The 25682-nt window shown below is 40.8% G+C and carries 20 protein-coding genes and 1 tRNA gene; 2 read left to right on the top strand and 19 right to left on the bottom strand.

Features of this window, described 5'->3' with window-relative positions; translation table 11 throughout:
• Nucleotides 1–134: 134 nt before the first annotated feature.
• Nucleotides 135–4007, top strand: coding sequence for an ATP-binding protein (locus tag DESMER_RS22535; RefSeq protein WP_014902079.1), 3873 nt, complete (start codon nucleotides 135–137; stop codon nucleotides 4005–4007).
• 201 nt (nucleotides 4008–4208) lie between these two features.
• Entirely contained in the window at nucleotides 4209–4613 is a 405-nt protein-coding gene (locus tag DESMER_RS05485) for a response regulator (RefSeq protein ID WP_014902078.1), read from the top strand.
• Nucleotides 4614–4829: 216 nt separating this feature from the next.
• On the opposite strand, the gene DESMER_RS05480 is transcribed toward DESMER_RS05485, so the two are convergent.
• From DESMER_RS05480 to cmk, 19 genes are all read right to left on the bottom strand, one after another.
• Nucleotides 4830–5807: a helix-turn-helix transcriptional regulator gene (locus tag DESMER_RS05480; protein WP_014902077.1), complete on the bottom strand. Its 978-nt coding sequence runs from the start codon at nucleotides 5805–5807 to the stop codon at nucleotides 4830–4832.
• Nucleotides 5808–5812: 5 nt separating this feature from the next.
• Nucleotides 5813–6979, bottom strand: a complete 1167-nt coding sequence (locus DESMER_RS05475) for a WCX domain-containing protein (RefSeq protein WP_014902076.1) — start codon at nucleotides 6977–6979, stop codon at nucleotides 5813–5815.
• Between the two features lie 626 nt (nucleotides 6980–7605).
• On the bottom strand, nucleotides 7606–8115 hold the full coding sequence (locus DESMER_RS05470) for a VUT family protein (RefSeq protein ID WP_014902074.1): 510 nt from the start codon (nucleotides 8113–8115) through the stop codon (nucleotides 7606–7608).
• A 690-nt stretch (nucleotides 8116–8805) separates the two neighbouring features.
• Nucleotides 8806–8882 (bottom strand) — tRNA-Pro (locus DESMER_RS05465).
• Between the two features lie 736 nt (nucleotides 8883–9618).
• Nucleotides 9619–10065, bottom strand: a complete 447-nt coding sequence (locus DESMER_RS05460; protein ID WP_014902073.1) for an ACT domain-containing protein — start codon at nucleotides 10063–10065, stop codon at nucleotides 9619–9621.
• 167 nt (nucleotides 10066–10232) lie between these two features.
• Nucleotides 10233–11009, bottom strand: a complete 777-nt coding sequence (locus DESMER_RS05455) for an energy-coupling factor transporter transmembrane component T family protein (protein ID WP_014902072.1) — start codon at nucleotides 11007–11009, stop codon at nucleotides 10233–10235.
• Complete coding sequence (locus DESMER_RS05450) at nucleotides 11002–11886, bottom strand: energy-coupling factor transporter ATPase (protein ID WP_014902071.1); 885 nt, start codon at nucleotides 11884–11886, stop codon at nucleotides 11002–11004. Before DESMER_RS05450 ends, DESMER_RS05455 begins: the two co-directional genes overlap by 8 nt.
• A 14-nt stretch (nucleotides 11887–11900) precedes the next feature.
• Nucleotides 11901–12437 carry a biotin transporter BioY gene (locus DESMER_RS05445; protein ID WP_014902070.1) on the bottom strand — a complete coding sequence of 179 codons (537 nt, stop codon included), beginning with the start codon at nucleotides 12435–12437 and terminating at the stop codon, nucleotides 11901–11903.
• 596 nt (nucleotides 12438–13033) lie between these two features.
• Nucleotides 13034–13852, bottom strand: coding sequence for an EFR1 family ferrodoxin (locus DESMER_RS05440; protein WP_014902069.1), 819 nt, complete (start codon nucleotides 13850–13852; stop codon nucleotides 13034–13036).
• A 184-nt stretch (nucleotides 13853–14036) separates the two neighbouring features.
• Nucleotides 14037–15521 carry a stage IV sporulation protein A gene (gene spoIVA / locus DESMER_RS05435; RefSeq protein ID WP_014902068.1) on the bottom strand — a complete coding sequence of 495 codons (1485 nt, stop codon included), beginning with the start codon at nucleotides 15519–15521 and terminating at the stop codon, nucleotides 14037–14039.
• Between the two features lie 245 nt (nucleotides 15522–15766).
• Nucleotides 15767–16780 carry an NAD(P)H-dependent glycerol-3-phosphate dehydrogenase gene (locus DESMER_RS05430; RefSeq protein WP_014902067.1) on the bottom strand — a complete coding sequence of 338 codons (1014 nt, stop codon included), beginning with the start codon at nucleotides 16778–16780 and terminating at the stop codon, nucleotides 15767–15769.
• A 191-nt stretch (nucleotides 16781–16971) separates the two neighbouring features.
• Complete coding sequence (gene plsY, locus DESMER_RS05425) at nucleotides 16972–17565, bottom strand: glycerol-3-phosphate 1-O-acyltransferase PlsY (RefSeq protein ID WP_014902066.1); 594 nt, start codon at nucleotides 17563–17565, stop codon at nucleotides 16972–16974.
• Nucleotides 17566–17573: 8 nt separating this feature from the next.
• Nucleotides 17574–18905, bottom strand: coding sequence for a ribosome biogenesis GTPase Der (der, locus tag DESMER_RS05420; protein WP_014902065.1), 1332 nt, complete (start codon nucleotides 18903–18905; stop codon nucleotides 17574–17576).
• Nucleotides 18898–20229: a radical SAM protein gene (locus tag DESMER_RS05415; RefSeq protein ID WP_014902064.1), complete on the bottom strand. Its 1332-nt coding sequence runs from the start codon at nucleotides 20227–20229 to the stop codon at nucleotides 18898–18900. The genes der and DESMER_RS05415 overlap by 8 nt, the downstream gene beginning before the upstream one ends.
• A 117-nt stretch (nucleotides 20230–20346) precedes the next feature.
• On the bottom strand, nucleotides 20347–20973 hold the full coding sequence (locus tag DESMER_RS05410; protein ID WP_014902063.1) for a hypothetical protein: 627 nt from the start codon (nucleotides 20971–20973) through the stop codon (nucleotides 20347–20349).
• A 50-nt stretch (nucleotides 20974–21023) separates the two neighbouring features.
• On the bottom strand, nucleotides 21024–22178 hold the full coding sequence (gene ftsW / locus DESMER_RS05405) for a putative lipid II flippase FtsW (RefSeq protein WP_014902062.1): 1155 nt from the start codon (nucleotides 22176–22178) through the stop codon (nucleotides 21024–21026).
• A gap of 150 nt (nucleotides 22179–22328) precedes the next feature.
• Nucleotides 22329–24311: a bifunctional 4-hydroxy-3-methylbut-2-enyl diphosphate reductase/30S ribosomal protein S1 gene (locus tag DESMER_RS05400; RefSeq protein WP_014902061.1), complete on the bottom strand. Its 1983-nt coding sequence runs from the start codon at nucleotides 24309–24311 to the stop codon at nucleotides 22329–22331.
• 82 nt (nucleotides 24312–24393) lie between these two features.
• The gene (locus tag DESMER_RS05395; protein WP_014902060.1) at nucleotides 24394–24990 is read right to left on the bottom strand and encodes a lysophospholipid acyltransferase family protein; all 597 of its coding nucleotides are present in this window, start codon (nucleotides 24988–24990) and stop codon (nucleotides 24394–24396) included.
• 3 nt (nucleotides 24991–24993) lie between these two features.
• On the bottom strand, nucleotides 24994–25674 hold the full coding sequence (gene cmk, locus DESMER_RS05390; protein WP_014902059.1) for a (d)CMP kinase: 681 nt from the start codon (nucleotides 25672–25674) through the stop codon (nucleotides 24994–24996).
• Between the last annotated feature and the right edge of the window lie 8 nt (nucleotides 25675–25682).

The raw sequence follows: 25682 nt of genomic DNA, 5'->3' as shown, positions 1-25682 counted from the left end.
TCCATTCCATCATTACTAGATTTTAATGAATAATTTTTAGTATAGAAATAATTTTCCAATTGGCATAGAATTAAATCAGTTTATTTTTAGATATATAAATTTGTAGTATTTACAATGAATTGAGGTGTCAAAATATGAGTGCAGGGTTTAATACTGGTCAGTTAGAGAGCTTACCTTATATTTTATTAAGTGACAATATTATTATGGAGTCAGGAGAGAGATTTTTAGAACTTATAGAATACAGCAGGTCTAAAATTGTAAACAAGAGTATAGATTATCTTTACAACCTCTTACGGTTTAACCTAGATCTTACCGATGTAAGTAAAAACCAAAAGAGTTTTTTTATATTTACAAAGAACCTCGAACCAAGAAAGGTAAAGTTAACAATACATACCAACAGCACAGAGAAAATCTTTATTTTCGAGGAAGAACACCGTTCACGAATTGAACAAATGTTTCCCTATCTTGAGCATCAATTTAAATATAACCTTATCGGTACTGCTATATTTCAAGCTGAAGATTTTTTGCTACTAAAAGCCAATCAACTATTCTTGGATTTTCACAATGAACCGTTTAATATACCTGAAAAAAGCATTGGTAAGAGTTTTCATCAGATATGTACCGGTTGGACAGGTAGCAATTCTAATGAAGAATGGCAAAAAGTAGTCGATACAGGAATACCCCTGGTTGACAAGGAATTTGCTTATGCAGGACTTAATAAAGGCACTACCTATTGGGATGTCATCGTTATGCCTATATTAGAAGATGATAAAGTTAAATATCTAATTGAAACAGTTAGAGAAGTAACACAGGACGTTTTGAACCGTAAACAAATAGAAGACCAAAATGCAATAATCCAAAAGCAAAAAGAACAATTGGAAGCTATACTGAACAATATGCAAGAAGCGCTATTTGTCTTTGACAAGGAAAGCAAATACATAATTATGAATAAAATTGCCAAAGAACGCTTTTCAACTTCATTTGATAAAATTGGTGATAGTAATAATGTTACAGAATTTTATGATTTGGAAGGAAACAAAATTCCATTAGAAAATACACCAAATTATCGCGTAAAATGTGGTGAGGTAGTAAAAAATGAGATTTTGACCTTCAAATTAAATGGACAGGAATTTTACTCGATTATAAGCGGAACACCTGTCTTTGATAAGAACGGAGACTTTTTATATGGAGTAATCAGTAGCCGTAACATAACAGAATTAATAAAACGGAAAAAAGATGTAGAACTGCAGAAGGAGCAATTAGATAAGCTATATAAAGCAAGTAAGAAAACGGAACAGGAATTGAAAAATCAGAAAGAAGAATTGGAAGTTATCATTGATAACATGTCTGAAGGGTTAACAGTAGTTGATAAATACGGAAAATATATAAGAGTTAATAAGAAAGTTAAAGAGTATACACGAAAGGCAACTACTCTAAAAAACACAGTAAATAATATTGGCAAATCATTAGACATGGGTGAAAAATATTATAATGCTGCTGGCATCCCTCTTTCCCTTGAAGATTTTCCGGCTGCTAAAGTAATAAGAGGAGAAAAGGTTGAAAACCAAAGGGTAATTACAAAACGTGGGGATAATACCTCTTATTTTGATTTTAATGCAAATCCTATTTTTGATGACAAAGGTGAAGTTAGATTAGGCATTATTCACAACCGCGATGTAACGGAAAAGGTGAAAAATGAAAACATAATTAAAAAACAGAAAGAAATGCTTGAGGCTGTCCTTGAAAATATGAATGACGCCGTCGCAATTTATGATAATAAAGGTAATGGTATTCTAATAAATGCTGAAGCACGCAGGATGTACCCTGATGTAAGCACCGAGACTAAATACGAGCTTATTCACAATGGCTACGTGTGTTTTGATTTAGAAAATAACATTATACCTGTAGAAAACCTTCCGACAAGAAGAGTATTTAAAAATGAAAGGATAAGGAATGAAAGAATTATAGTAAAATACCCTTATAAGAGCATATTTGTAGAAATAAATGCTGTTCCTGTTTTTGATGATGCAAATAACTTGATATTAGCAGTAGTGACCCACCATGACATTTCACAAGTGGTGCAATACGAGGAAAAGATAAAAGAACAAAAAGAATTACTTGAAGTAGAATTATCAGACACCAAACTTCTTCAAAGTGTAAGCATCGAACTTCTCCGTGAAAATAATGTTTTGACACTCTATGAGAAGATTATTGATGCCGCAATGCAAATAATGCATTCACAATATGCGAGTTTGCAGATAGTACATACTGAACCGGGTAAAAGTGATAAACTTCAACTGTTGGCTTTCTGCGGATTTAAACCGGATGCGGCAAAGCTGTGGGAATGGTTAGACTCTAAATCTGCCTGTACTACCTGCTGTGAAGCTTTGCGTACAGGTCTACGTATCATAGCGCCAAATGTACAGGAATTCGGTTTCATGATTGGTACAAAAGACCAAGCCATGTACCTGCAAACAGGTATTAACGCCGTCCAGTCTACTCCCTTGCGCTCACGCAGCGGGAGACTGATAGGTATAATTTCCACTCACTGGAACGAAACTCATGAGCCAACAGAACGTGAATTGAGACATCTTGATGTATTGGCACGGCAGGTTGCTGACTTAATTGAGCAAAAGCAGGCTGAAGAAAAAATCAGATGGAATATTGAAAAAGCAGAAATCCTTTACGAAGTTACCGGAAAGCTTCTTGCGAGTGACCGGCCACAGGAGATAGTCGAGGAGCTTTGCCTTCGTATTATGAAGTTTCTTAAGTGTGATGCTTTTTTCAATTACCTAATTGATGAAGAAAAAATGTGTCTACATCTTAATGCCTGTGCCGGAATTCCAAAAGAGATCGCCCAGGAAATTGAGTCGCTGGATTACGGTGTTGCAGTCTGTGGCTGTGTAGCAAGAGATGGATGCAGGATAGTGGCGGAGAATATTCAGTCCTCACCTGACATTAGGACTGAACTTGTAAAGTCCTTTGGAATAAGAGCATATGCTTGTCATCCTCTTATGGACCAGCAAAAGATTATTGGTACGCTTTCATTTGGTACAAAATCTAAAGATAGCTTCGATGAAGATGAACTTGCTCTTATGAAGGCGGTTGTTGACCAGGTTGCTATTTCAATGAACAGAATAAAAACAGAGGAAGTATTAAGAAGCCAGCAGCAACTCATGATAAAGGTTGAAAGAGAGAAGAATGAAGCACTTGAAAAGGCAATTAAGATGAAGGATGAGTTTCTTGGAACTATCAGCCATGAGTTCAGGACTCCCTTAAATGTAATCAATGCTGCTTTACAAGTCATCGAAAATCTATATGGTGATCACTTACATGATAAGGTCAAAAAACACCTGCAAAAAATCAAAGTTAATACCTACCGACAAATGCGTTTAGTCAGTAATCTTCTGGACATCACGAGGTATAATGCCGGTCATTTAAAAATGGCTTTAGAGAACCGGGATATCATCTTTATTTCCAATGCGATTATTAAATCCGTGGAGAGTATAGCCAAGGAAAAAGGAATACAATTAATATTTTCTACAGACAACGACTGCTTAGAAATGGCTATAGATGAGGAAAAATATGAACGTATTCTCTTAAACCTTTTATCAAACGCTATTAAGTTTACACCTAAAGGGAAATCAATATGGGTTAATATCTCAAGCCAAAATGAAAAGGCCGTTATAATGGTTAAAGACGAGGGCGTGGGCATCCCGAAAAATAAACAGAAGCTAATATTTGAACGTTTCGGACAGGTAGATAATTCCCTTACAAGACAAGCCGAAGGCACAGGAATCGGCCTCTCGTTAGTCAAAACATTGGTTAAAGGCATGGGCGGTAAGATCAATGTTTTTAGTGAAATAGGCAAAGGCAGTACGTTTAAGGTTATATTGCCAATTAATCAAATAAACGACAAAGGACAAGGAAAGCTAATTATTGTACCCGATGATAGCCGGGTATTAAAAGCAATTGCAATAGAGTTCTCTGATTTATACTTAGACTAAAATACAAAATTTGTTTAAAATAAGTTGCTTTTCAACAATAATCAATAAATTGCTAGGAATATTAGGTTTTCAACAGAACAATCCTGTCATTTAAACCTCTTATGTAGAAAACCTTGTCTTAATCGAAAACTTGAGAATAGGTTGTCTAATATTTATAATTACTAATGGGCAATAAACCTACACAAAGGAGTATTTGTATTTATGAATATTAACAAAATCAATGTATTGATTGCAGACGATAATCGGGCTTTTAATGAATTGTTGTGTGAATACCTTGACTGTCAAAATGAAATTATTGTAGTAGGTACTGCATTCGATGGTCTTGATGCAGTTGACTTAATCATAAAGGAAGAACCTGACGTTGTTGTGCTTGATATAATTATGCCTAAACTTGACGGGGTTGGCGTTATTAATAAAATAAATTCTGCAAAAATAAATAGAAAGCCACAATTTATCATGCTATCAGCCATGGGAGATGAAAATATTACTCAACAAGCACTTGATTTAGGGGCAAAATATTTCATACAAAAACCTTTCGATATGGATACCCTGGTTAATAAAATTCGTGAACTATTATATGACAAGCAATTAGAAGTAAGCGCATAGCACTATTCCTAAATCGGACATTGAAAGAAAAAGAATGGATCTGCTCGCAAAGGCATGAACTGAATGCTCCCGAAAGATCCATTCTTCTTTATTGATTTGGCTCAATTATATCTGCTACCCGGCTGACAATTAATTAACAGCCGTATTCATCTCCTCGTTTTGCTCTACATGATCATTTATGTAACGTATAAAAACACGGCGACAAAAATTTGTAATTTACTTATAGTTTCTTAATGCAGCTTTAACCCTGGCGAGAATTTCATTTTTCAAATCAAGGGGTTCCAGTACTATTGCTGCTGAGCCAAAACCAAGAATCCAGACAGAAAACTCATTTTTTCCTATAATAGTATCCTCATACAATAGGCTTGCACCGCCATTTTCGACCGTTAATTGACATTGACGATGGGCGACATCCTTACGCACTTTGTTAAACGTTTGAGACCTGTTGAGGAATCGAACTTTAACTTTAAAGGGATCGCCAAATTCTATCCCCCAGCGAGGAGCTAACTCGTCTTTAAGAGAAAAATCCGCAGGATAAATGAAGGATTTAGAAAGTTCCTCGAGGTCGTTAATTTTACTCACATTAAAGGTCTTGATAAGGCTGTCATTGACCGCTGCAAGATACCACTGCCTTAAGCGGGAATAATACACTAAGCCCAAGGGGGTTGCTGTCATGGGAAGAGAATTATAAGTAAAGCCGATTTGCAGATGCTTAGAAATCGCCTGTTCAAGCAAAATTAACACCTCACTGTCGACCTCGGCAGCGGTCGTCATATTTCCTTTAACATAGCGGAATGTTCCCTGGCTATCTAAATCAAGGCTGTGGAGGATCTTTTGCCTTAAGGAGAGAAGTTTGGGACGCTTTTCCTCGCTGTTGACCGAGCTTAGAACCTGTAGGGCTTCACCTACCGTCAAATGAAGAGGACTATGTTTTCTGTTATAGGTATCCAGATAAAACTTGGTCTCCGGAGCAACTTCGCCGTCTATGTCATCCAGATAGTCAGCAGGCCCGCTGTTCTCGTCTTGATCTGTATAAAGCGGAATATGATTTGCCGCAGCCAGCATGATAGTTTCCAAATCGTTTTTAATCATTGACCAGGGCACTGCACAGGCCTCAGCAATTTTTTGTCCGGTAATACCGGGCTCCGCCTCGATCAAAGCAAGGATTCTTTCTGTGTGTAGATGGGGATCCATTTTAATCACCCTCCATAATTTTCAATCATCTGCTCCAGATCTTTGATCACTGCTTCACGCAATTCAAGTGGTTCGAGAACTTCTGCTCCTTGACCGAAGCTTCTCAACCAGACAGCCAATTCCCCCAGCCCGTCCACCATATCTTCCATAATCATTCCATCATCATCTTCTCGTAAAACACAGGTTTCCCGGAAACTGAGTTCTGCCTTCACTCGGATAATGGTTGAATAGTAATTATGAAAGCGGATGACTACTTTTGCTGGTTTTCCGCTTCGGTAAACTCCCCAAGAGTACTTGTACCACTCTCCTAAATCAAAACCCGTCGGTCTGGAAAAATTTCCGCCTAGTTCTTTGATCGTCAGAATCTTATCAACGGCGTAAGTTTTTATGTATCCTTCCTGGCCATTATCTTGGGCCGCTAAATACCAGTTATCTAACCCCCAGTGATACATAATACCGAGAGGATTTAGTTCCAACTCGGATACTTCGCCCTCATTTTTACGATAAAGTATCAAGATTCTTTTACAAGACCGGGCACATTCCTCTAACCGCTGACAGAAATGGCTGCGCCTTAAATCTTCGATGGGCCTGCGGCCATGAACAATAACCATATCCTGATCATTTTTCGGTATATTTAAAGAAATATGAAGCTTGGCTGTTAACGATTTAACCTCATCCTTAAGAGGAGACATCTCTTGCTGCACGGCCAAGTGTTCAAATAATAAGCTCTTCTCCGCAGTGTCTAATTGGATAGGCGGGATCACGAAGTTGGCGTTAAATGCATAGTTCCCTTGACTATTGCTTATAAGCTGTCGTTGAAGCAGTTCTTTTAGATCTCGACCTATAGTTTTCTCATTTTTATGGTCATTAAAGCGGGAGTAAATCTCCGTCACCTTTACCCCGTTTGGATAAGCGCTGATAAATCGCAGAATTTCCATTTGCCGGAGAGTTGCCTCTTTGATATTAAAACCATCCCAACCAGTTTGCTGCAAAAAGATGCGTCCTTGACTATCATAGGTAAAAATACAACCTCGTGTTTCCATCTCCGTTAAATTACGATTTAAAGTGATTTGACTAACCCCCAAGAAATCTGCCAAGGTTTTAACGGTATACTCCCACGGTGCAAAGGCCAGAGTCTTAATCAATTTATATTGAAGATCAGCCTTACCCATTTTGTCACCTCAATTTTTTGTTTAGTGTAATTGTTCTACCTCTGGTAGTCTTTTCCTGCATAACAAACTTTAAACTTACTTACAAACTGAATAAAGAAACCTCTGCTTAATGCCGAGTCTTGGCGAGAGTACACAGAGCTGGTGAACTCTTCAAGCGCCATGATACCCTTCCTCCGCTCCATCGTAAAACCCTTAAACTTATGTTTGCGAACTGTGTACTGCAGCTGTTACATAACCGCCATTACGATCGGGACTCCACCTGGGCATAATCCGTATCGTCAATACCCCATAATATTAAAAGTGTATAAGAAAATTGCGGTTAATGGCATCTTTTAGATAAATTTCATAGATAATAAAAAAAGAGAGGAGGAGTTTATTATGCTCGCTACTCTCTTCTTTGTTATTGCAGTTGTAATACGACTATTTTATCTTTCTGAAAGAAATAATTCTTCCTTCTGTTTATAAAAAATACATAAGTGTTATGAAATCCTCTAGGGTTTCGATTGTTACCCCTGAATATTATTACGTCAATCCCTATCTCTCTAGATATTTTGCGCTCATATTTTTTCCAAGATTTATCTTCCAAAACTTCACGATATAGTCTAGAGTGACTATATCATGAAATTTTAATTCAAGATAGATTTGATTCTAGATCCTTTCTCCCCTTTGAATAGGACTAGAGACCATAAATACCCGCCGAATACCTTTGCTACAAATTGGCCTAATACTATCCAAGGTATGAAACTGCCAAAGGCAATAGTCGGAAAGGCAATTGAATCTACAGCAGATGATATAATATTAGAACCATTGACTTTTAAGAAACGTGAGTGATTCTTTAATAGTTGATAAACTACTGTATCGGTAAAGCCTGTTAATAGGAAAGCAATCAAAGATGCAATAGCAATTCGGCCGGCTCCTTGATTTAATAAAAAAGAGATTACTGCACCAGTAGATATCAAAAGTGCCATCTTTAACCAAAGATTCTTATGATTCCACCGCTCGTGCAATGCGTCCCTAGAAACGAGATCAAAGGCGATTAATAAAAAGGCATTTATGGGGGTAGAGACAGGGCCAAAATAAGCAACCGATAAATTTGCTAAAACATTAGCTGTTAAATAAGCTAGAACCATAAACATATGTTAAACACACTCCCTCAAATCATTAATTGATTTGTTCAGCTTAGAAGTTCATAACTAGAAAAAGTCCCTTGTATGAATTCAGGGACTTTTTCCAGTTAAAGAACAAATTACTCAAAAAGCTTGTCCAATCCGTTTTCCGTTAATAAGTACCCTCTAAGTCTTTTTATTTCAATAAGTTACTTCATTCTAACACGAAATTCATTATGATAGAAATAGAGGGGTTACTAAACTTATATATGGCACACTAGCCTCCTCGATTAAATTTGGAAACTTGTTAAAACAACGTAAAAACCTCTAACAATCTACACTAGTTCAGTAGGTATAGATGAATCTGTTGCCACATTAATTTCGGGCACTTCATTTGCTGCGAATTATATTATGCATGTAAAATACTAGAAATTTCAAATCCTCCCGGCCTGATCTCTTCCTTCACTTCCTCGATTCAAAACATTATAAAATGCAATTCTGCAATAAAATAGATTAGATATAGTTGCTACCGATAAAAACTTACGCACACGTCATGCCAGAGGTAAAAGTCACAGTTGCAATAAATATGAATGGTTACTTGAGAAGATAAAAAAAATCCCCCCCAAAAGGGAGGAATCCAGTTAAAAAGCTAATTAAAAACAGTTGCAGTAGTTTAATGTTTTTGTCATATTTCCAAAAGGCTGAAAGCCTTGATATTACTGGTCGGAGCGACACGATTTGAACGTGCGACCTCTACCACCCCAAGGTAGCGCTCTACCAAGCTGAGCCACGCCCCGACTTACACCCCTCTTTCGAAGGCTTTTATAGGATACCATATTAGAACTAAAATCGCAACCCCTAAGTTTACCCCATATTGCCCGATGACTTAATTATTTTCTCTAATTATATAACCTCCCCTAACTTAGCCTCTGGAATGTTAGGTTGGTTCGTTAAAATTTGTTTTGCGTTTTCCCAATAAAAGCCGTCATACCTTCTCTTGGGTTCTGTTATTAAGCCTTGCGCCTGACTACTTCTCCTTTTCACCTCCGCCTACCACACATAAAGCGTTTATATTAAAGAGATATTTCGAATATACCGTTTGCAACATTCATGCAACTATAATATAACTGTGTCAGTTTGCAGCAACTCCAGAATTTTTTTTATTAAATAAAAAACATCCAGAATGAAGGATGTTTTTTACAAAATACTTATTACGAACTTCCATTATATCAAGGCTTAAGTTTTTAACTAATTATTAAGTTTCTTAAAGTTTACTTTGGGCTTGCTAATTATCGCAAAGTCTAGACTTTGCAAGGTTTTACGGTTAGTGTCTTAATAAATATGTGCATAAAAAAACAGCCTTTGACGTCAAAAACCGTGCACATAGAGTAAATCAAATGGTGCATCGATGCACCATTTGCCCTCTCGGTTTGGACAAAATGCGAATCCATCGGCCTCTGGTTGCAAGCCCTCCTAAATCTCCCTTTTTAAAGATGGCAATTCATTAGTTTTCTGAACACTGATAAACAACCCTTAAGTCTGCCCGATTACCTCAATTTTTCTTACTCCAACAATTTCCCCCAACCCAGCTAAAAGGTTTTCTGGAGTATCTGCCAAACCTGCAGTTTCTATAGAAATTGAGACATTGGCAACACCTTGCAGAGGAATTCCCTGATTAATCGTCAGGACATTACCCTTTACAGAGGCAATGAAGTTAAGTACATGAGAAAGCACTCCTGCTTTATCCTCCAGAATTAAGGAAATAGTAATAATTCTTTCGCGGCTAGCCTCATAAAAAGGGAATACGCCATCCTTATATTTATAGAAAGCACTTCGACTAAGCCCTACACGTTCAACAGCATCGTTAATAGTATCGGCATCTCCTTTTACAAGGAGTTCTTTCACCTGTGCAGTCTTTAAAATGGCTTCCGGCAAAATACTTTTACTGACAATAAGAAACTCATTTGTCTTGCCAGCCACCTAATCTCTCCTATCTATTCCCACAATCCTTTTTTGTTATGTCATAGATATTATATTCTAATTTGCGTGAGCTTTGCAATAATAAATGGACATTTAACTCGATGGGTTGATTTTCAAACTTGTGAGTCAAATAGCTACTGATCATTATACTAAATAGTAACCGTTCATTATACTATTACCACTAAAACCAATGCCGCAATAATCCCTACTATTAACCAATAGTCTAAGCGAGATAAGGCCAGCTCGTGCAGGTAGGTACGGTGACCAGGCTGATATCCTCGAGCTTCCATGGCATCCACTAACTCATCACAACGGCGGAAGACGTTGACCGCCAGAGGGATTGCTAGATAACCAATTGCCCTAATTTTTCCGCTTAATCGACGAGGGTTAAAATTAGCTCCTCGACTTAACTGAGCTTGACTAATACTGTTCATTTCATCCAGCAACGTTGGCATAAACCTTAAGGCAAGTGATATCAGCATGGCAATATCATGAGATGATATTCCTACAATTCTTACAGGTCTTAACAGTCGTTCCAAACCCATAGTAATCCCAGATTGGCTGGTAGTCATGGTCAAAATAGCTGCTGCCACAACTAACAAAAGAAACTTCCAAATCTGTAAAATTCCCAGGTTTAAACCCTCGTAACTTATCTGTAGTAGTCCTATAGGAAAAGGTGGTATGGGACGACCTGGAGTAAAGAAGATATACATCAAGAATAGCAGGATAAAGAAGGGGAGTACAGGATAAACAGTTTTTAGAACTGACCTAAGGGATAAACGGCCAAGTAACGAGATAACTAGGGTAATCATACTGACTACTAGGAGGCCAAAAAAATTCACTTTAAATATTATTATGCTTAATGCTATAACCGCTATGAGTTTAACCCGAGGATCTCGATCGTGCACAGGTGATTCCCGATATGCGTATCCTGGCCTAAGCATTTTCATCCCCCTCCAGGGTTAAAGATGCCTGGCTTGAGCCCCTAAGCTGTTCTAGTAAGGAAGTTATTTCTTCAATCGCAGCGTCAATTGTAAAGACACTTGAACTCACGTTTAAACCGTTTTCTTGGAGCCGCCACATCAACTCAGTAATAATAGGGGGAGCCAGGCCCAGGGACTTAAGCCAAGACACTCGGTTCAATATCTGATCAGGACTTCCATCGGCAACCAATTCACCCTTATCCATCACCAGCACTCGCTCGGCAAGAGCTGCCTCTTCCATGCTGTGGGTGACGTGAACGATACAAATCCCTCGGCTATTTAACTCCCGTAATAATTTTAAAACCATTGTTCTGGCTTCTGGATCCAGAGAAGCAGTGGGCTCATCGAGAACTATAACTTTAGGCTCCATAGCCAACAGACCTGCTAACGCCAGAAGATGTTTCTGTCCTCCAGAAAGACTATGGGGAGAGTGACTTCGCATTGCAGTCAGGCCTACTATCGCAAGTGCCTGATCAACTCGTCTGCGCACTTCTTGAGTTGGTAGACCGAGGTTACCCGGCCCGAAGGCAACGTCTTCCTCAACGCTCATTCCGACAATTTGATTATCAGCATTTTGAAAGGCCATACCTACACGGCGCCGTATTTCTAAAAGGCGTTTCGAGTCATTGGTAGGGAACTCATCAACTTGTACCTCGCCGGATGTTGGTATCAACAAGGCATTGAAATGCCTTATGAGAGTAGTCTTGCCACAGCCGTTGGGGCCGATAATAGCTATGTATTCACCTTGATCTATTAGTAGATTTATTTCTTTTAGAGCAGGTTGTCGACTTTTTTCATAAGCGTGGGTCAGGTTATGAACCCTAATCAAATTTTTCATGTCCTAACAATTCCCTATCGTTTGATAACTTTTCGTAATTTAGAGGCAATTAGAACTGTGGCAATTAACTTGAGCAAGTCACCAATAATAAAGGGTACTACTCCTACCATCAGGGCCTTGGCTATAGATAAGTGCGCCACTAACGCAAGCTGGGTAACCCCAAAAGCATAGATCACTAAATTGCCCACAACCAGAGAAAATCCCGTCCAGGCAATACCCGGTTCCTTTTTGAATTCTACAAGTTTGCCGATGATGAATGCGCCCACAATAAAGCCTATAAGATAACCACCTGAAGGCCCCAATAGTGTTCCAAGACCAGCTTTTCCACCGGCAAAGACAGGTAATCCGATAATACCCAAAAGTACGTAGACAATCTGGCTCAATGCACCTGTATATCCACCCAAAACTATCCCCGCCAAACCTGTAAAAAGAGTTTGCAGTGTAATGGGCAGAGGTTGCAAGGGAATGACTATTAATGCGCCGATTGCTGTCAAAGCTCCAAACATAGCAGCGTAAACCATTCGCCGAATAGGACTATTAGTTTTAACCATCTCTTTAATCCCTCTTTCTCGTTCTTTCTCGTTTCATTTTTTCTTTCGAATTAAGATTGAATTAATTCATAACGGCCCTAGAGGCCTTCCCATACGTGATAGAGGACTTACGACAGAAAACTTCCTGTCGCAAGTCCCCTATCACTTAGAAGCATATTTATTAGCAAGGTGATGTTGCAATAAGTATAATGTTATCAATTTCTATTGTCAACCACATTCATGCAATTAGGTTTACATATATTCTAACTCTTGATTTAGCTACTGTACCAGTGTTCTCACTCCTGATGGCTAGTGACAAGGGGTAGCCCGCACATATCCCCTTGTCACAGTGTGGAAAGAATTTACTCCCCCTAATTCTTTGCCAAGCTCGAACTTACCATCACTCCATCAAGATCTTAAAATTGACACTGCCCAAATTAATGCCTAAAATAATAGAGCCTATGGGATTTGATCTCCATACGCCCTTATTGAGCCCTTAAATGCTCCCAACCTTTACTTTTTAAAATCAATCCGAAAGTCAAAGTAACTCTAGAACACTTTTCTCGCCATCCGATTATTCTATTGCGCCTTTAAAAAAACTAAAATTGACTTTCCCTTTATATAAATAACACCGGTTCTTTTCTTGAGGCAAATTCAACCTCTAATTCGTATTTATGTCTTAAATAGTCTTCACTGTCATAATACTTCGCTTGAAAAGGACACTTTTTAATGCATGCTCCACATTTGATACAAATACCGTTCAATTTAGAGACATCCTCCTGATCAATCGAGCCCATCGGACATATTTGCACACAAAGCTTACAATTAGTGCAATCACTGTTAGTTTTCGGGGTAACCTTTCTTATATCTACAGGCCGCCCCTCTTTATCTTTTGGCATGTAATAGCTTTTATAGTCTGAGTTTCCTTTTACAACTAATGCTTGAAAATTATCTCCTGTGGTTATCTTGTTATATATTTGTCTGGCAAAATCCCTTACTATTATCAAATCTCTATCATCAGGTCGATCTTTGGCAAGGGTTCTTGAAAATGAGTGCTCCCCGATAAATGCCGCACCGGCAATGGGTTTAAAGCCGTTTAGTTCGAGAATATCTTTCAGTTCAATTAAGGCATCGTCATAATTTCTGTTTCCATAAACAACTACAGGAACCGCTAAGGCACCATTTCCTTTTATAGTGTTCAGATATTTTAAGAGTACATTGGGAACTCTTCCGGCATAGACCGGAACTCCTAAGACAACTACATCTTCTTGTGTAAAGGAGATTAATTGTTTCCTTAGTTTAGGTAAAGTAAAATCAATATAGTTAATTACTCTTCCATCATCAAGGTTTTCAGAGATTTTTTCTGCAATACCAGACACAATCTTTTTAGTAGTACCTGTGGGACTAAAGTACATTGCATTAATTTGCTTATTCAAAACATCTGCCCCCTTATTAAAAACATAACTAATTATACCTCTTTCCAAAGGTCATTGTTACATAATTCTAAATATTTTTTTATTAACTCTAAACTAAAAGAACGTTCGATTTGCAGTCTTATGAACCGCACTTCAAACGTTCTTTTAGTTTAAATACACTTAGATCCCGATAATTTTCGATCGTTTAAATAATAATACAAATCAGACCACCACTGCCATCGTTAACTATCCTTTGTAAAGTGTCTTGGAGCTTGTTCTGAGCATTTTCTGGCATTTTATAAAGTTTGTTCTGAATTCCCTCCCGAACTAAGTCGTGGAGAGACTTGCCGAAAATGTTGGATTGCCAAACCTTCTTAGGATCACTTTCAAATTCGTCCAGCATATACTTCACGAGTTCTTCAGCTTGTTTCTCTGTACCAATCAAAGGGGTAATTTCGGTAGTTACATCCGCTCTAATAATATGCAGTGACGGAGCACTTGCCTTAAGTTTAATACCATAATGTCCCCCTTGCTTTACCAGTTCCGGCTCATCAAGGAACATTTCTTCAAGTTGAGGCGTGACTACACCATAGCCGTTGACACGAACCTCTTCTATTGCTTCCGATAGTTTATCCCATTCTTTCTTGCCTTTACTATAGTCTAAGACCAAGCGCAGCAGAGAATGATCCCCTTCGATCTCAATTCCTGTAAGATCTTGCAGAACAGTCTTAAAGAGCCCATCAACAGCCGTAATTTCCACATTGGCGACTCCATTACCCAGGTTCATCTCTTTTAGTAGAACATCCTGAGCATATTGGCATTCCGTCAAGGCATCTAAAGCCTGATCAATATCACGTAGACGTCTTACACCGTCGATTGCTTTGCGAACAGAATCTTCGAAAGCTGCACGGACTCCGTGAGTGGGTTCAAGTTCTTCAACCCACTTTGGCAGGTCGATATTTACTTCTGCCACAGGGAATTCATAAAGTACTTCTTCTAAAATCTGAGTCAGATCTTCTTGGGTCATATCATGACAATTGACTGGAATAACAGGTAACCCATAGTTTTCCTCAAGTGAGCGGCACAATTCCAGGGTGGTTTCTGCATAGGGGCGAGTCGTATTTAGCACTACGACAAAAGGTTTCCCTAATTGACGAAGCTCAGAGATAACACGCTCTTCTGCATCCAGGTATGCTTCTCTGGGAATATCCGTTATGGATCCATCTGTTGTTATTACAACCCCTATTGTAGCATGATCAGAAATAACCTTTCGTGTGCCCATTTCAGCAGCATCTTGGAAGGACATTGGCTCATCGCTCCATGACGTTTTCATCATGCGAGGCTCTTCCCCATCTTCCGATTCGTAACCTAAAGCACCTTCCACACTATACCCTACACAGTCCACTAGGCGGACATTCATATGAATTGAATCTTTAACAATGATTTCCACCGATTCTGATGGAATAAACTTTGGTTCAGTTGTCGTAATCATTCTACCGGTCCCGCTTTGAGGCAGTTCATCCTTTGCTCGTTCCCGCTCGAAGGCATCTTGGATGTTGGGTAGAACTAGGAGGTCCATGAATCGTTTGATAAAGGTGGACTTTCCCGTACGTACTGGCCCAACAACACCGAGGTAGATATCGCCCCCAGTTCGCTCCGCGATATCTCTAAAAATGTCTAATTTTTCCATTAGTATTATTTCCCTCCCTTTTGAATGCTGTCCCAAAATTTGGGGAAGGGCCTCCACCTTATCTCCCCTTCCACCTCCCTGTAGCGCGTGGATTCCCATTACTGGACTAGCACATTAAGCAGTATAAGTATATTGGCCATTTTGAGTAAATATGACTACATAACAAAAAACGTAGAAAAGGCTTTTAAAACAACCTCTTCTACGTCTATGTTCCTAATCACGAAAATATGTATGCTATTTTAGCTTTAACTTAACCAATTCATCTCTAAAACTTCTTCAAGTTCATGACGTTTACCCCGCAGCATTAAGTCCGAAACTGCCACTTTGGCATCAGCATTTTCAAACAAGACTTTATAAGCCTGTTCTGTAATGGGCATGGGAATGTTATTTTCAATACCTAGGTTATGGGCAATTCGAGTTGCCCTAACTCCTTCAACAACCATCCCTACCTCTCTAAGAACAGTATCTAAAGCCTTGCCTTGACCCAGGGCGACACCCGCTCGACGATTACGACTATGCGGACTGGTACAGGTTACAATGAGATCTCCAACTCCTGACAATCCGGCGAAGGTCAGCGGATTTCCACCCAAGGCTACTCCTAAGCGGGCAATTTCTGCCAATCCCCGGGTCATCAGAGCTGCTTTAGTATTATCTCCAAAACCTAAACCCTCAGCAATCCCTGTGCATAAGGCAATGACGTTCTTTAAGGCCCCGCCAAGTTCAACTCCGATAACGTCAGGGTTAGTGTAAACTCTAAAGCTTGGGGTCATCATCATATCTTGAACTGCTTTAGCAGTCTCGACCTCTGAGGCCACTACCACTGTTGTCGGCATATCCCTGCCCACTTCTTCCGCATGACTTGGGCCTGACAAAACTGCAACCGGGTTATTAGGAAGCTCTTCAATTAACACTTGAGAAAGGCGAAGGTGAGTCCCTTCCTCCATCCCTTTGGCAGTATTGACCACAATACATCCCTCACTCAAGTAAGGTCTTACCAAGCAAGCAGCCTCCCGAACGCCATGAGAGGGCACGCTAAAAACAACCATTTCCGCCTTAAGCAATGTGAGATCCGTGGTCGGCAACAGCCCTGAAGGCAACGCAACACCAGGTAAATAACGCTTATTTTCGCGCTGCCTTTTCATTTCTTCCATTTCATCCGCATGACGACCAATAAGCGCAACCTCATGACCCGCTTTGGCTAATAAAACCGCTAAAGCACTCCCCCAACTTCCAGCCCCATAAACAGCAATTTTCGGCATCTAATCCCCCCTAATCGATGTTCGTGGTTCGATGTTCGTAGTTCGAATCGATTCGACCAAGTTCGTTTACCCTTGAACCCTGATCGAACATTCGAACTCTGACAAGAATCCCAATCATCGAGCATCGCGCCTTTAATGTTCAAACTGATACCTTAGACTTCAGTCTATCAAGCCTCGAACTTCGAGCCTCGCTATTTCTTTGTTCCAAATTTATGCTCGGTTCCTTGTAATACTCGCTTAAAATTACTCCGATGGAGAACTAAAACTGCAAAAACAGCAACAACCGCAAAAACCCGATAGGCAATGGGTTGGGGAAATACGAAGACCAGAATTAGAACCGTAAGTGCACCGGTGACCGAACCCATGGAAACATAGCGAGTGATCCAAACAACCAGGACAAAGACTGTAATTGCAATCAAAGTGACTTTTGGCATTAATACAGTAACAATCCCGAATCCGGCAGCAACCCCTTTTCCACTGGGTCGAAAGCCGAAAAGCGGATTCCAGCTATGCCCTGCCATTGCCAGCAACCCGCCAACAATTCCCCCCCAAGGTTCAAAGCCAAAAGCCCATAAACCCAAGTAGGCAGATAAAGCACCTTTCAAAAAATCACCAAGAAGCACCATGATGCCAAGTTTTGCTCCTAAGAGTCTGAAGGCGTTTGTTGTGCCAATATTTCCGCTACCATGCCGACGTACGTCAATTCCCTTATACGCGCCTGCTAAATACGCAAAGGGAATGGCACCTAAGCAATACGCCAAGATAAAAATAAGGTAACGTGACATCAAAAGACCTACTCCTTTTCTTCATCTTTTTGTCGAATTACAATTCGGATCGGAGTACCCTCAAATCCAAAGTGCTTCCGCATCTGATTCTCTAGATATCGTTTGTAGGAAAAATGCATTAGTTCCGGATCATTAACAAAGAAAACAAAGGTTGGCGGTTTAACCCCTACTTGAGTTATATATCTGATTTTCAGTCGTCTGCCTTTATCAGTTGGAGGAGGATTGAGGTGCACCCATTCTCTCAGTAAAGTATTCAAGGTTGCCGTAGTTACACGCGTTGAATTTTGCTCCACCACAAAATCTACCAGGTCTAAAATTTTGTTAACTCTTTGTCCTGTTTTCGCGGAGATAAACATTGTTGGTGCATACTGTAAAAATCCCAGTTCTTCGCGAATCGACTTTTCAAATTTATTAATGGTCTTTTCATCTTTTTCCACGAGATCCCACTTATTGACGACTAAAATTATGGCCTTACCAGCTTCTTCGGCATACCCGGCGATTTTTTTATCCTGCTCTGTAACCCCATCCACAGCATCAATAAGCATGAGAATCGCATCTGAACGATCAACAGCACGAAGTGATCGTACCACACTATATTGCTCTGTCAGCTCTTCTATGCGTGATTTGCGCCGCATTCCCGCAGTATCTATAAGGATATAATGCTTGCCCTCGTGTTCAAAGGGAGTGTCTATAGCATCCCGGGTAGTGCCGGGGATGTTACTGACAATTACTCGTTCTCTTCCTAACAGAGTGTTGACCAAAGAGGACTTGCCAACATTTGGTCGTCCAATAACTGAAATACGAATAACATCCGGGTCAAACTCATCATCATTATTCTCTGGAAGATGTGAAATGACTAAATCAAGCAAATCTCCTGTGTTCATGCCATGAACCGCGGAGATAGGAATTGCTTCTCCTAACCCGAAACTTAAAAACTCATATAATTGGCCCTCTATCTTTGTGAAATCTTCGACTTTATTCGCTGCCAATAATACAGGCTTACCCGAACGGCGTAATGTTCGAGCAATCAACTCATCCTCGGGGGTTGGAGAGATCTGAGCGTCCACTACAAATATTACGACATCTGCTTCCTCCATAGCAATTTCCGCCTGCCGCCTCATCTGAGATGAAATCGGTGTACCCTCATCTTTAAACTCAATTCCGCCGGTATCAATTAAGGCAAACTTTCTCCCTAGCCATTCAGCATCACGATAAAGGCGGTCTCGTGTTACTCCGGGCATATTTTCAACAATAGCTACCAGTCCGCCCGTTATTCGGTTAAATAATGTAGATTTACCCACATTCGGCCGCCCGACTATGGCTACAATAGGTTTACTCAATGCTTTCTACCTCCAATGAATATCCAATAACATTTTCCAAAAATGCAAAACCATCGTTTTCAACAATGCGCACCTTGCCATTGACCTGCTGTTCTAACCACTCGACACTTAAATCGTCAAGAAAGATGTCCTCATCAGCCTTGAGCATTGTACGAGGTATCAGAAATTCTTCTCCTTGCAGATCCCCCAACTGCTGAGCAATATCTCGGGCTGTCAGAAGTCCTGCAGCAGTGACGGACAACCCAAAAAATTCATTATCAATCTTATGTAACACGATTCGCAAGCCCCTAATTCGCTCCATCAAACGTTTTTGCCATGAGCGGAAGAACTCTTCTGCTGCTGCTCCCGTTATTAAATGCACATTGCGTTCAGCAACTTCAGTGGGCAATAATTCCCAGCCGGATTCAATCTCTGAGATGAACTTCCGGGCCATACCTACACCGTTTTCTAATTGGGGAAAATCATCATACACTGCGGACTCAGGAAACTCTCTGCCGGCCAGCACATAAAACTCATCGGAAAAATAGACTAGGCGGCGTCCGGTCTTGGCAAAGTATTCCTTTTGCCACTTGTCAGCCTGATCTAGCAGCTGACTTGCTTCTTCACCTGTAAAGCCACGCAAAGGGGTCAGCTTATCACGATAACGTGTCAACCCTACGGGAACTACAGCGATTGATTGGACAGAGGGATAGAGCTCTGCTAACCTCTCAACAGTTTCTCTCAAAACCTCTCCATCATTGTGTTCAGGAATTAATACTATCTGAGCATGTACCACTATTCCGGCATCTGCGAAGCGACGAATCTGCTCAGGCAATTTTCCCGCCTGGGGATTTTTCATAAGTTTAACACGCTCTTCCGGGTTCCACGCATGCACAGAAACATACATCGGAGTTAAATGTAAAGACGTGATTCGAGATACCTCTTCCTCACTTAGATTAGACAAGGTTATAAAACTACCTTGCGTAAGAGATAAGCGATAATCATCATCTTTATCGTAAAGAGACGGACGCATCCCCTCAGGCATTTGAGCTACGAAACAAAAGCTGCAATTATTAGAGCATTTCTTTAGACCCTTAGTGCTAACTGTCTCAACCTCTAAACCTAAGAACTCTCCTGATCCCTTCTCAATATCAAGCTCCCATAGTTCGCCATCAGGCTTTTCAATAAGTAGTAGGAATTCTTCTTCAGATACACCAAACTGAAAGTCAATGATATCATTGAGCTCTTGTTCATTTACCTCAAGAACACGATCCCCAACCTCAATTTCCATTTCTTCAGCGATGCTCCCTGGATGGACCGCTGCGACTACAAGCCCTTTAGGCAAAACATTTCATCCTCCCACCATATAATCGAAAGCCTACTCTCGGCCTTAATCTTTACAAGTATACTATAAATAACTATCAAACTGCTATATTCCCTAAAATTCAGCTTTCTGACTCTCCTAAAGCTCCTTCTCTTCTGAGGATTCACAGTTTACTAAGTTTTGAACCACTACAAGATCCTGAGTCATTCTTTTCGCTTTCTTCTCGGCATTTAACCTCCAGCCATAGGCCAGGGCTGTCCAAGTCGAGAATAAGCCAACGCCCAAATTCCAGGTGAAATCGTCGGGTAAGTTAGCAAACCTCATTATACCATCATAAGTAAAACGAACAAACACTTGGTTCAAGAGGGAACCTCCAGTTAAAGCAGCGGCGGTTCCCCAAAACGACTTAGCACTTAACCAAGCCACTAAGACCATGGCAATTGCAAAAAACCATTCTCCGAAGGGAAACACCCCAGGCTCGTTAACAAAAAACAAGGTTTGGACAAAGGCAACTAAACTAGCGAAGAACAGTGGTAAAAATCGACGTTCAGCTCTGCGGAACGCCCAAACCCAAAAAACCATCATAACTGCCAGGCGTGAAAGTTGCCAGCGCCAAGGCATATTGACAAGCAAATAAGTCTCTGCCCATTTTCCAAGGAGCCAGGCAATCGTCAACAGAGAAAAAAAGCACCTTGTAGTTCGTTTTTCCGCCCAAGCGATCAAGGTAAGGAACAGAATAACCCATTCCCCAAATGGAAAAGGCATAGTACCCCTCCTAAACGTTGCTTACCATATTATTCCCGTTTAGAGAGGGTTTACACAGAAATATCTGTGAGGACTTTAACATTTCTCTCCTTGGAGGCTGTTTTTCGATAGCGAGAAAGATTCAAGATCAACCCAATTTTAACTAAAGTTATCACAAGAGACGCCCCGCCATAAGAGATAAGGGGCAGAGTAATTCCTGTCACAGGTAAAACTCCGGTAACAACGGCCAGGTTAATCGTTGTCTGAATCGCTAAAGAAGAGGTTATGCCATACCCTAGCAACCTGCCGAAGCGATCAGGGCATTCTCTCAGAACCTGGTAAGCTCGAGCATATAAGGCAACAAAGAGACATAATAAAAGTGTTGTACCCAGCAGACCTAATTCTTCTCCAACAATAGCATAGATGGTATCTGTATGGTTTTCTGGCAAGAAGCCGTATTTTTGCAAGCTCCGTCCTAAACCAACTCCAAATAATCCCCCCGAGCCAAAGGCAATCTCCGCATTTGTTATCTGATATCCTTTACCCATTGCATATTTCCAGGGATCCATCCAAACCATAATCCGTTCCCATTGATACTCTGTAGCACGAATAAAATAGAAGAGAGGCAGCCCCAAAGTCGGCACAGCAGCAACAAACCAGATCGTTGGAATTTCCGTCTGTAAAAGCATTACTGCACAGGTTAAAGCAATAACCATCGTCGTCCCTAAATCCGGCTGCTTATAGACTAAGCCCAAAACAAGGACAGTGAAAGGAACAAGTATGCCCAAAGAAATACGCCAATCGCTGCCTCGTTGGATAGGATAACGATCTAGAATATGTGCATAAAAAAGTACCATAGCAAGCTTTGCAATTTCCGAAGGTTGGACTGTGACTCCTGCTATTGAAATCCATCGAGCCGATCCATTTGCTGCAATTCCGGCGTCAGTAAAAAGAATAGTAAAGAGTAACACTATGCTTACAAGAACTCCAATTCCTGCGAAACGGCGCAGAAATGTATAGGGAATCTTCATGGCTATAATAGCGAAAACAGAACCGATTAGTGTCCATTTTAATTGCTGAGAGAAATAGTAATAGGAGTTCTGAGTTGCATTGAAACCACGCACTGCCCCAGCACTTAAAACCATAATTAAGCCAAAGGCTAAGACGGCTAAGGCAATATATAATATTGGAAAATCAATCGGCAGCGTCGGTTTTCGTTTAGGCATTTGAATCTCCTTCCTTACTATGCTAAATCCAAAATCACCAACAACCCAAACACTTGCAACTGTATAGGTCAGTAAAATGACTTCCCGTATTTTAGAAACAGGAAGTCATTAGATTCTTACACTAAAGCTGAGCCAGAATTCAAGGATATCTTAGTTTTCAGTAGGGAATTCCTTCCCTACTGCATCACCAATTGTCACAGGTTTTATTTCAGACTGTGAGTCTAAGGCTTCTTGATCGCTGGCCTTAGCAGCATCTGCAATTCCCTCGCGTATGCTTAAACTGATTCGTTTCTCGTCGGGCTTACAGTCTATGATCTTTGCCGACACCATATCTCCAACTTTAACGACCTCTTCAACTTTATTGACACGATGGTCCGCCAATTGAGAAATATGAACTAAACCATCTACCCCATCGCCAAGTCCCACAAAGGCTCCAAAAGGAGTAATCCGCATTACTTTGCCATTAACAATAGCCCCAATCGGGAAGTTTTTTGCTGCTTGAGCCCAGGGGCTTTCCTTAAGCTGTTTTAAGCCTAGTGAAACTTTCCCAGTTTGTTGTTCAAGCTTTAATACTTGAACCTCCACTTCATCCCCAATCTTAAGCATGTCCGACGGATGCTTAATACGAGTATAGGCCATATCTGAAATATGCAGGAGTCCATCAATTCCACCAATATCTACAAACACACCGAAATCTGCCATTCTTTTGACCGTTCCAGTCACTACGTCACCCTCTTTAAGGGATTCTAGCAGCTGTGTGCGCTTAACTGCCCGCTCTTCTTCTAAAATTACTTTTTGCGAAAGAACAACCTTGCGCTTTGCAGGATCGTAATCAATCAAGCGCAAACGGAGAGTTTGACCTAGAAATTGATCTAAGTCATCCACATATCCCAATTGAATCTGGGATGCAGGAACAAAGCCTCGCAGCCCTACATCTACTACTAATCCACCTTTTACAACCTCAACAACCTCGGCCTGAATTTCTTCTTTACTCTCAACTAGCTTCTCTAAACGATCTTTAGCTCCTTCTTCATCAGCCTTTCGTTTAGAAAGAACAGTATGCCCTTCCTCGTTTTCCACTCGAACAACTACAGCGCTAATTTGATCTCCGATGGACACAGTATCCTCCGGGCGAGTTTTTCGGGATACCGATAACTCCCCTAAAGGAATAACTCCTTCACATTTCCAGCCAATATCAACAAAGATCTCTTCCCTGGTTATTTTCACTACGGTACCGGTTACTTTTGTGCCGTTATGTAGCTCCGGGCAACTGTCTAACCAACTCGCCATATCCATTTGTTGCTCATTCATTTCCGTCATTTTTTTAAAAACCTCCTCGATTATCCAATCTGGGGTAGAAGCACCTGCAGTTAAACCAGCAACTTCAGCTCCCTCAAACCAAACAGTTTCTAATTCATCCGCCGTTTCAATCAGATATGTTTTTGTGCGCTCAGCACAGATACTTGCTAATTTTTGGGTATTAGCACTATTTCGTCCGCCCACGACTACCATGACATCGACTACTTCTGCTAACTCACTGGCAACTTTTTGCCGCTCAGCTGTGGCATTGCAAATTGTATTGTGTACGATTAAATCATCGGTATGATTTTGTAATTCCTCGACTATCTTAGCAAAATTCTCTGCTAGTTGGGTCGTCTGTGCTAAAACAGCCAGATGAGGATAAAATGGAAGCTCTTTTGCTTCTTCAACCGTCTGGATAGGGACTGCCTCATTCCCAGCCCAGCCGAGAATTCCCTGTACCTCAGGATGAAGTTTATCCCCCATGACAATAACTTGCTGCCCCTTTTGGGCAGACATCGCCGCCAAACGTTGAGCTTTCTGGACAAAAGGGCAGGTAGCATCCACCACTTGAACTCCTATGCCTTCCGCCCCTTGATAAACACTCGGCGCTACACCATGAGACCTAATAATCAGGGCTTGTTGATTAGTGACCTCTTTTAAATCATCTACAACCTGGATGCCTTTTTCCGCTAAGCGTTTAACAACCTGCTGGTTGTGTATGAGCGGGCCAAGTGATACTGCATGAGATGTCTCCGATGTCCGTTCAGCCATTTCAAGGGCGCGCTTCACGCCAAAGCAAAACCCAGCCTTCGCTGCGCGTACGACTTTCAAAATTTAGAACCCCCCTAAAAATTGTAAAGAACTAATTCTCTATACTGTTCTAAAAATCCTGCCAATTTAATAGAGAAACATTTTACTTTGCTTCCGGAAGCTCAATCATCGCCTGCATTATACGATCAGCAATCCATTCACGACGGTTTTCGACACCTTCCGGAACTTTAAGCATCTGTGCGGTCAGAGGCTGACCAAGCACGATAGTAATTTTCCCCCAACCTTTAGTAAACATGTGTTTTGTCCCTCTTACCTTTACGGGAACAACCGAGGCTTGGCTTTTTTCCATTAGAAGAACCATTCCAGGCATACCCTTTTGAATTTCTCCAGTCTTCGATCTAGTTCCTTCGGGAAAAAGCCCTAAAACCCCTCCGCCTTTTAAGATTGCCAAAGATTGTCTAATTGCATTCATATCTCCATGCCCACGTTTAACTGGAAAAGCACCAAGTCTTGAGAAAATCTTTCCCAAAATCGGTAAGGAAAACAACTCTTCTTTCGCCATAAAAGAGACATGACGAGGAACACTACAAGCTGCTACAACAGGATCCCACATACTAACATGGTTAATCGCTAAAATAACCGGACCTTCACAAGGCATGTTCTCTACCCCTTGCACTTTCCATCCCATTAGCCGAAATTGCAGACGAAAGATTCCCTTAGCAAAACTATAAAACGTCATTGCTTAACCTCCCTGCACCAGCGTCAGAATCTTAGTTACAAGCTCGTCAATACCAATTCCTGTTGTATCCAGAATAATTGCATCTTCAGCAGGCTTCAGTGGAGAGACCTGGCGCTCTGTATCAAGACGATCGCGTTCAACCATGTCTTGAGTAACCTCTTGTAAGGGCACTTCTTTACCTATTTTCGCAAGTTCTAACCACCGACGCCTTGCTCGCTCCTCAGGTGTAGCCGTCAAAAAGAATTTAAAATCTGCTTCCGGCAAAACATAAGTACCAATATCCCGACCATCCATAACCACTCCGCCCCGGTTTGCCTCTAGGCGCTGAAGCTCGACTAAACGTTCTCTGACTCCAGGGTAGGAGGCCACCACGGAAACAGCACGGGATACCTCAGGAGAACGAATTTCCTCAGTAACCTCTTCTCCATCACACCAAACAATCCTCTTATCCGAATGATCTAGGACAACCTCAGTCTCTTTAGCAATCTGACTAACTCTGGTTTCATCGTCGATTGGTGCATTTATTTCAAGCACTTTATAAGCAATTGCTCGGTACATTGCCCCGGTATCAACATAAAAAAGCTTTAATTTCTCAGCTACAATCTTGGCAACTGTACTTTTCCCTGCACCTGCAGGGCCATCAAGGGCAATCTGTAAGGCGTGCTGTTGCCTTTTTATCATCATATTTGCTC

Source organism: Desulfosporosinus meridiei DSM 13257, assembly GCF_000231385.2.
In the GTDB taxonomy this organism is placed as follows: Bacteria; Bacillota; Desulfitobacteriia; order Desulfitobacteriales; family Desulfitobacteriaceae; genus Desulfosporosinus; species Desulfosporosinus meridiei.
The sequence above is the reverse complement of the archived record's forward strand: the minus strand, read 5'-3'. Positions and strand labels throughout refer to the sequence as shown.

What these genes read in the sequence shown, in the direction of transcription:
- DESMER_RS22535 (WP_014902079.1), top strand. Translation starts at nt 135, where the DNA reads ATGAGTGCAGGGTTTAATACTGGTCAGTTAGAGAGCTTACCTTATATT.
- DESMER_RS05485 (WP_014902078.1), top strand. Translation starts at nt 4,209, where the DNA reads ATGAATATTAACAAAATCAATGTATTGATTGCAGACGATAATCGGGCT.
- DESMER_RS05480 (WP_014902077.1), bottom strand. Translation starts at nt 5,807, where the DNA reads ATGGATCCCCATCTACACACAGAAAGAATCCTTGCTTTGATCGAGGCG.
- DESMER_RS05475 (WP_014902076.1), bottom strand. Translation starts at nt 6,979, where the DNA reads ATGGGTAAGGCTGATCTTCAATATAAATTGATTAAGACTCTGGCCTTT.
- DESMER_RS05470 (WP_014902074.1), bottom strand. Translation starts at nt 8,115, where the DNA reads ATGTTTATGGTTCTAGCTTATTTAACAGCTAATGTTTTAGCAAATTTA.
- DESMER_RS05455 (WP_014902072.1), bottom strand. Translation starts at nt 11,009, where the DNA reads ATGCTTAGGCCAGGATACGCATATCGGGAATCACCTGTGCACGATCGA.
- DESMER_RS05450 (WP_014902071.1), bottom strand. Translation starts at nt 11,886, where the DNA reads ATGAAAAATTTGATTAGGGTTCATAACCTGACCCACGCTTATGAAAAA.
- DESMER_RS05445 (WP_014902070.1), bottom strand. Translation starts at nt 12,437, where the DNA reads ATGGTTAAAACTAATAGTCCTATTCGGCGAATGGTTTACGCTGCTATG.
- spoIVA (WP_014902068.1), bottom strand. Translation starts at nt 15,521, where the DNA reads ATGGAAAAATTAGACATTTTTAGAGATATCGCGGAGCGAACTGGGGGC.
- DESMER_RS05430 (WP_014902067.1), bottom strand. Translation starts at nt 16,780, where the DNA reads ATGCCGAAAATTGCTGTTTATGGGGCTGGAAGTTGGGGGAGTGCTTTA.
- plsY (WP_014902066.1), bottom strand. Translation starts at nt 17,565, where the DNA reads ATGTCACGTTACCTTATTTTTATCTTGGCGTATTGCTTAGGTGCCATT.
- DESMER_RS05410 (WP_014902063.1), bottom strand. Translation starts at nt 20,973, where the DNA reads ATGCCTTTTCCATTTGGGGAATGGGTTATTCTGTTCCTTACCTTGATC.
- ftsW (WP_014902062.1), bottom strand. Translation starts at nt 22,178, where the DNA reads ATGCCTAAACGAAAACCGACGCTGCCGATTGATTTTCCAATATTATAT.
- DESMER_RS05395 (WP_014902060.1), bottom strand. Translation starts at nt 24,990, where the DNA reads ATGACGTTTTATAGTTTTGCTAAGGGAATCTTTCGTCTGCAATTTCGG.
- cmk (WP_014902059.1), bottom strand. Translation starts at nt 25,674, where the DNA reads ATGATGATAAAAAGGCAACAGCACGCCTTACAGATTGCCCTTGATGGC.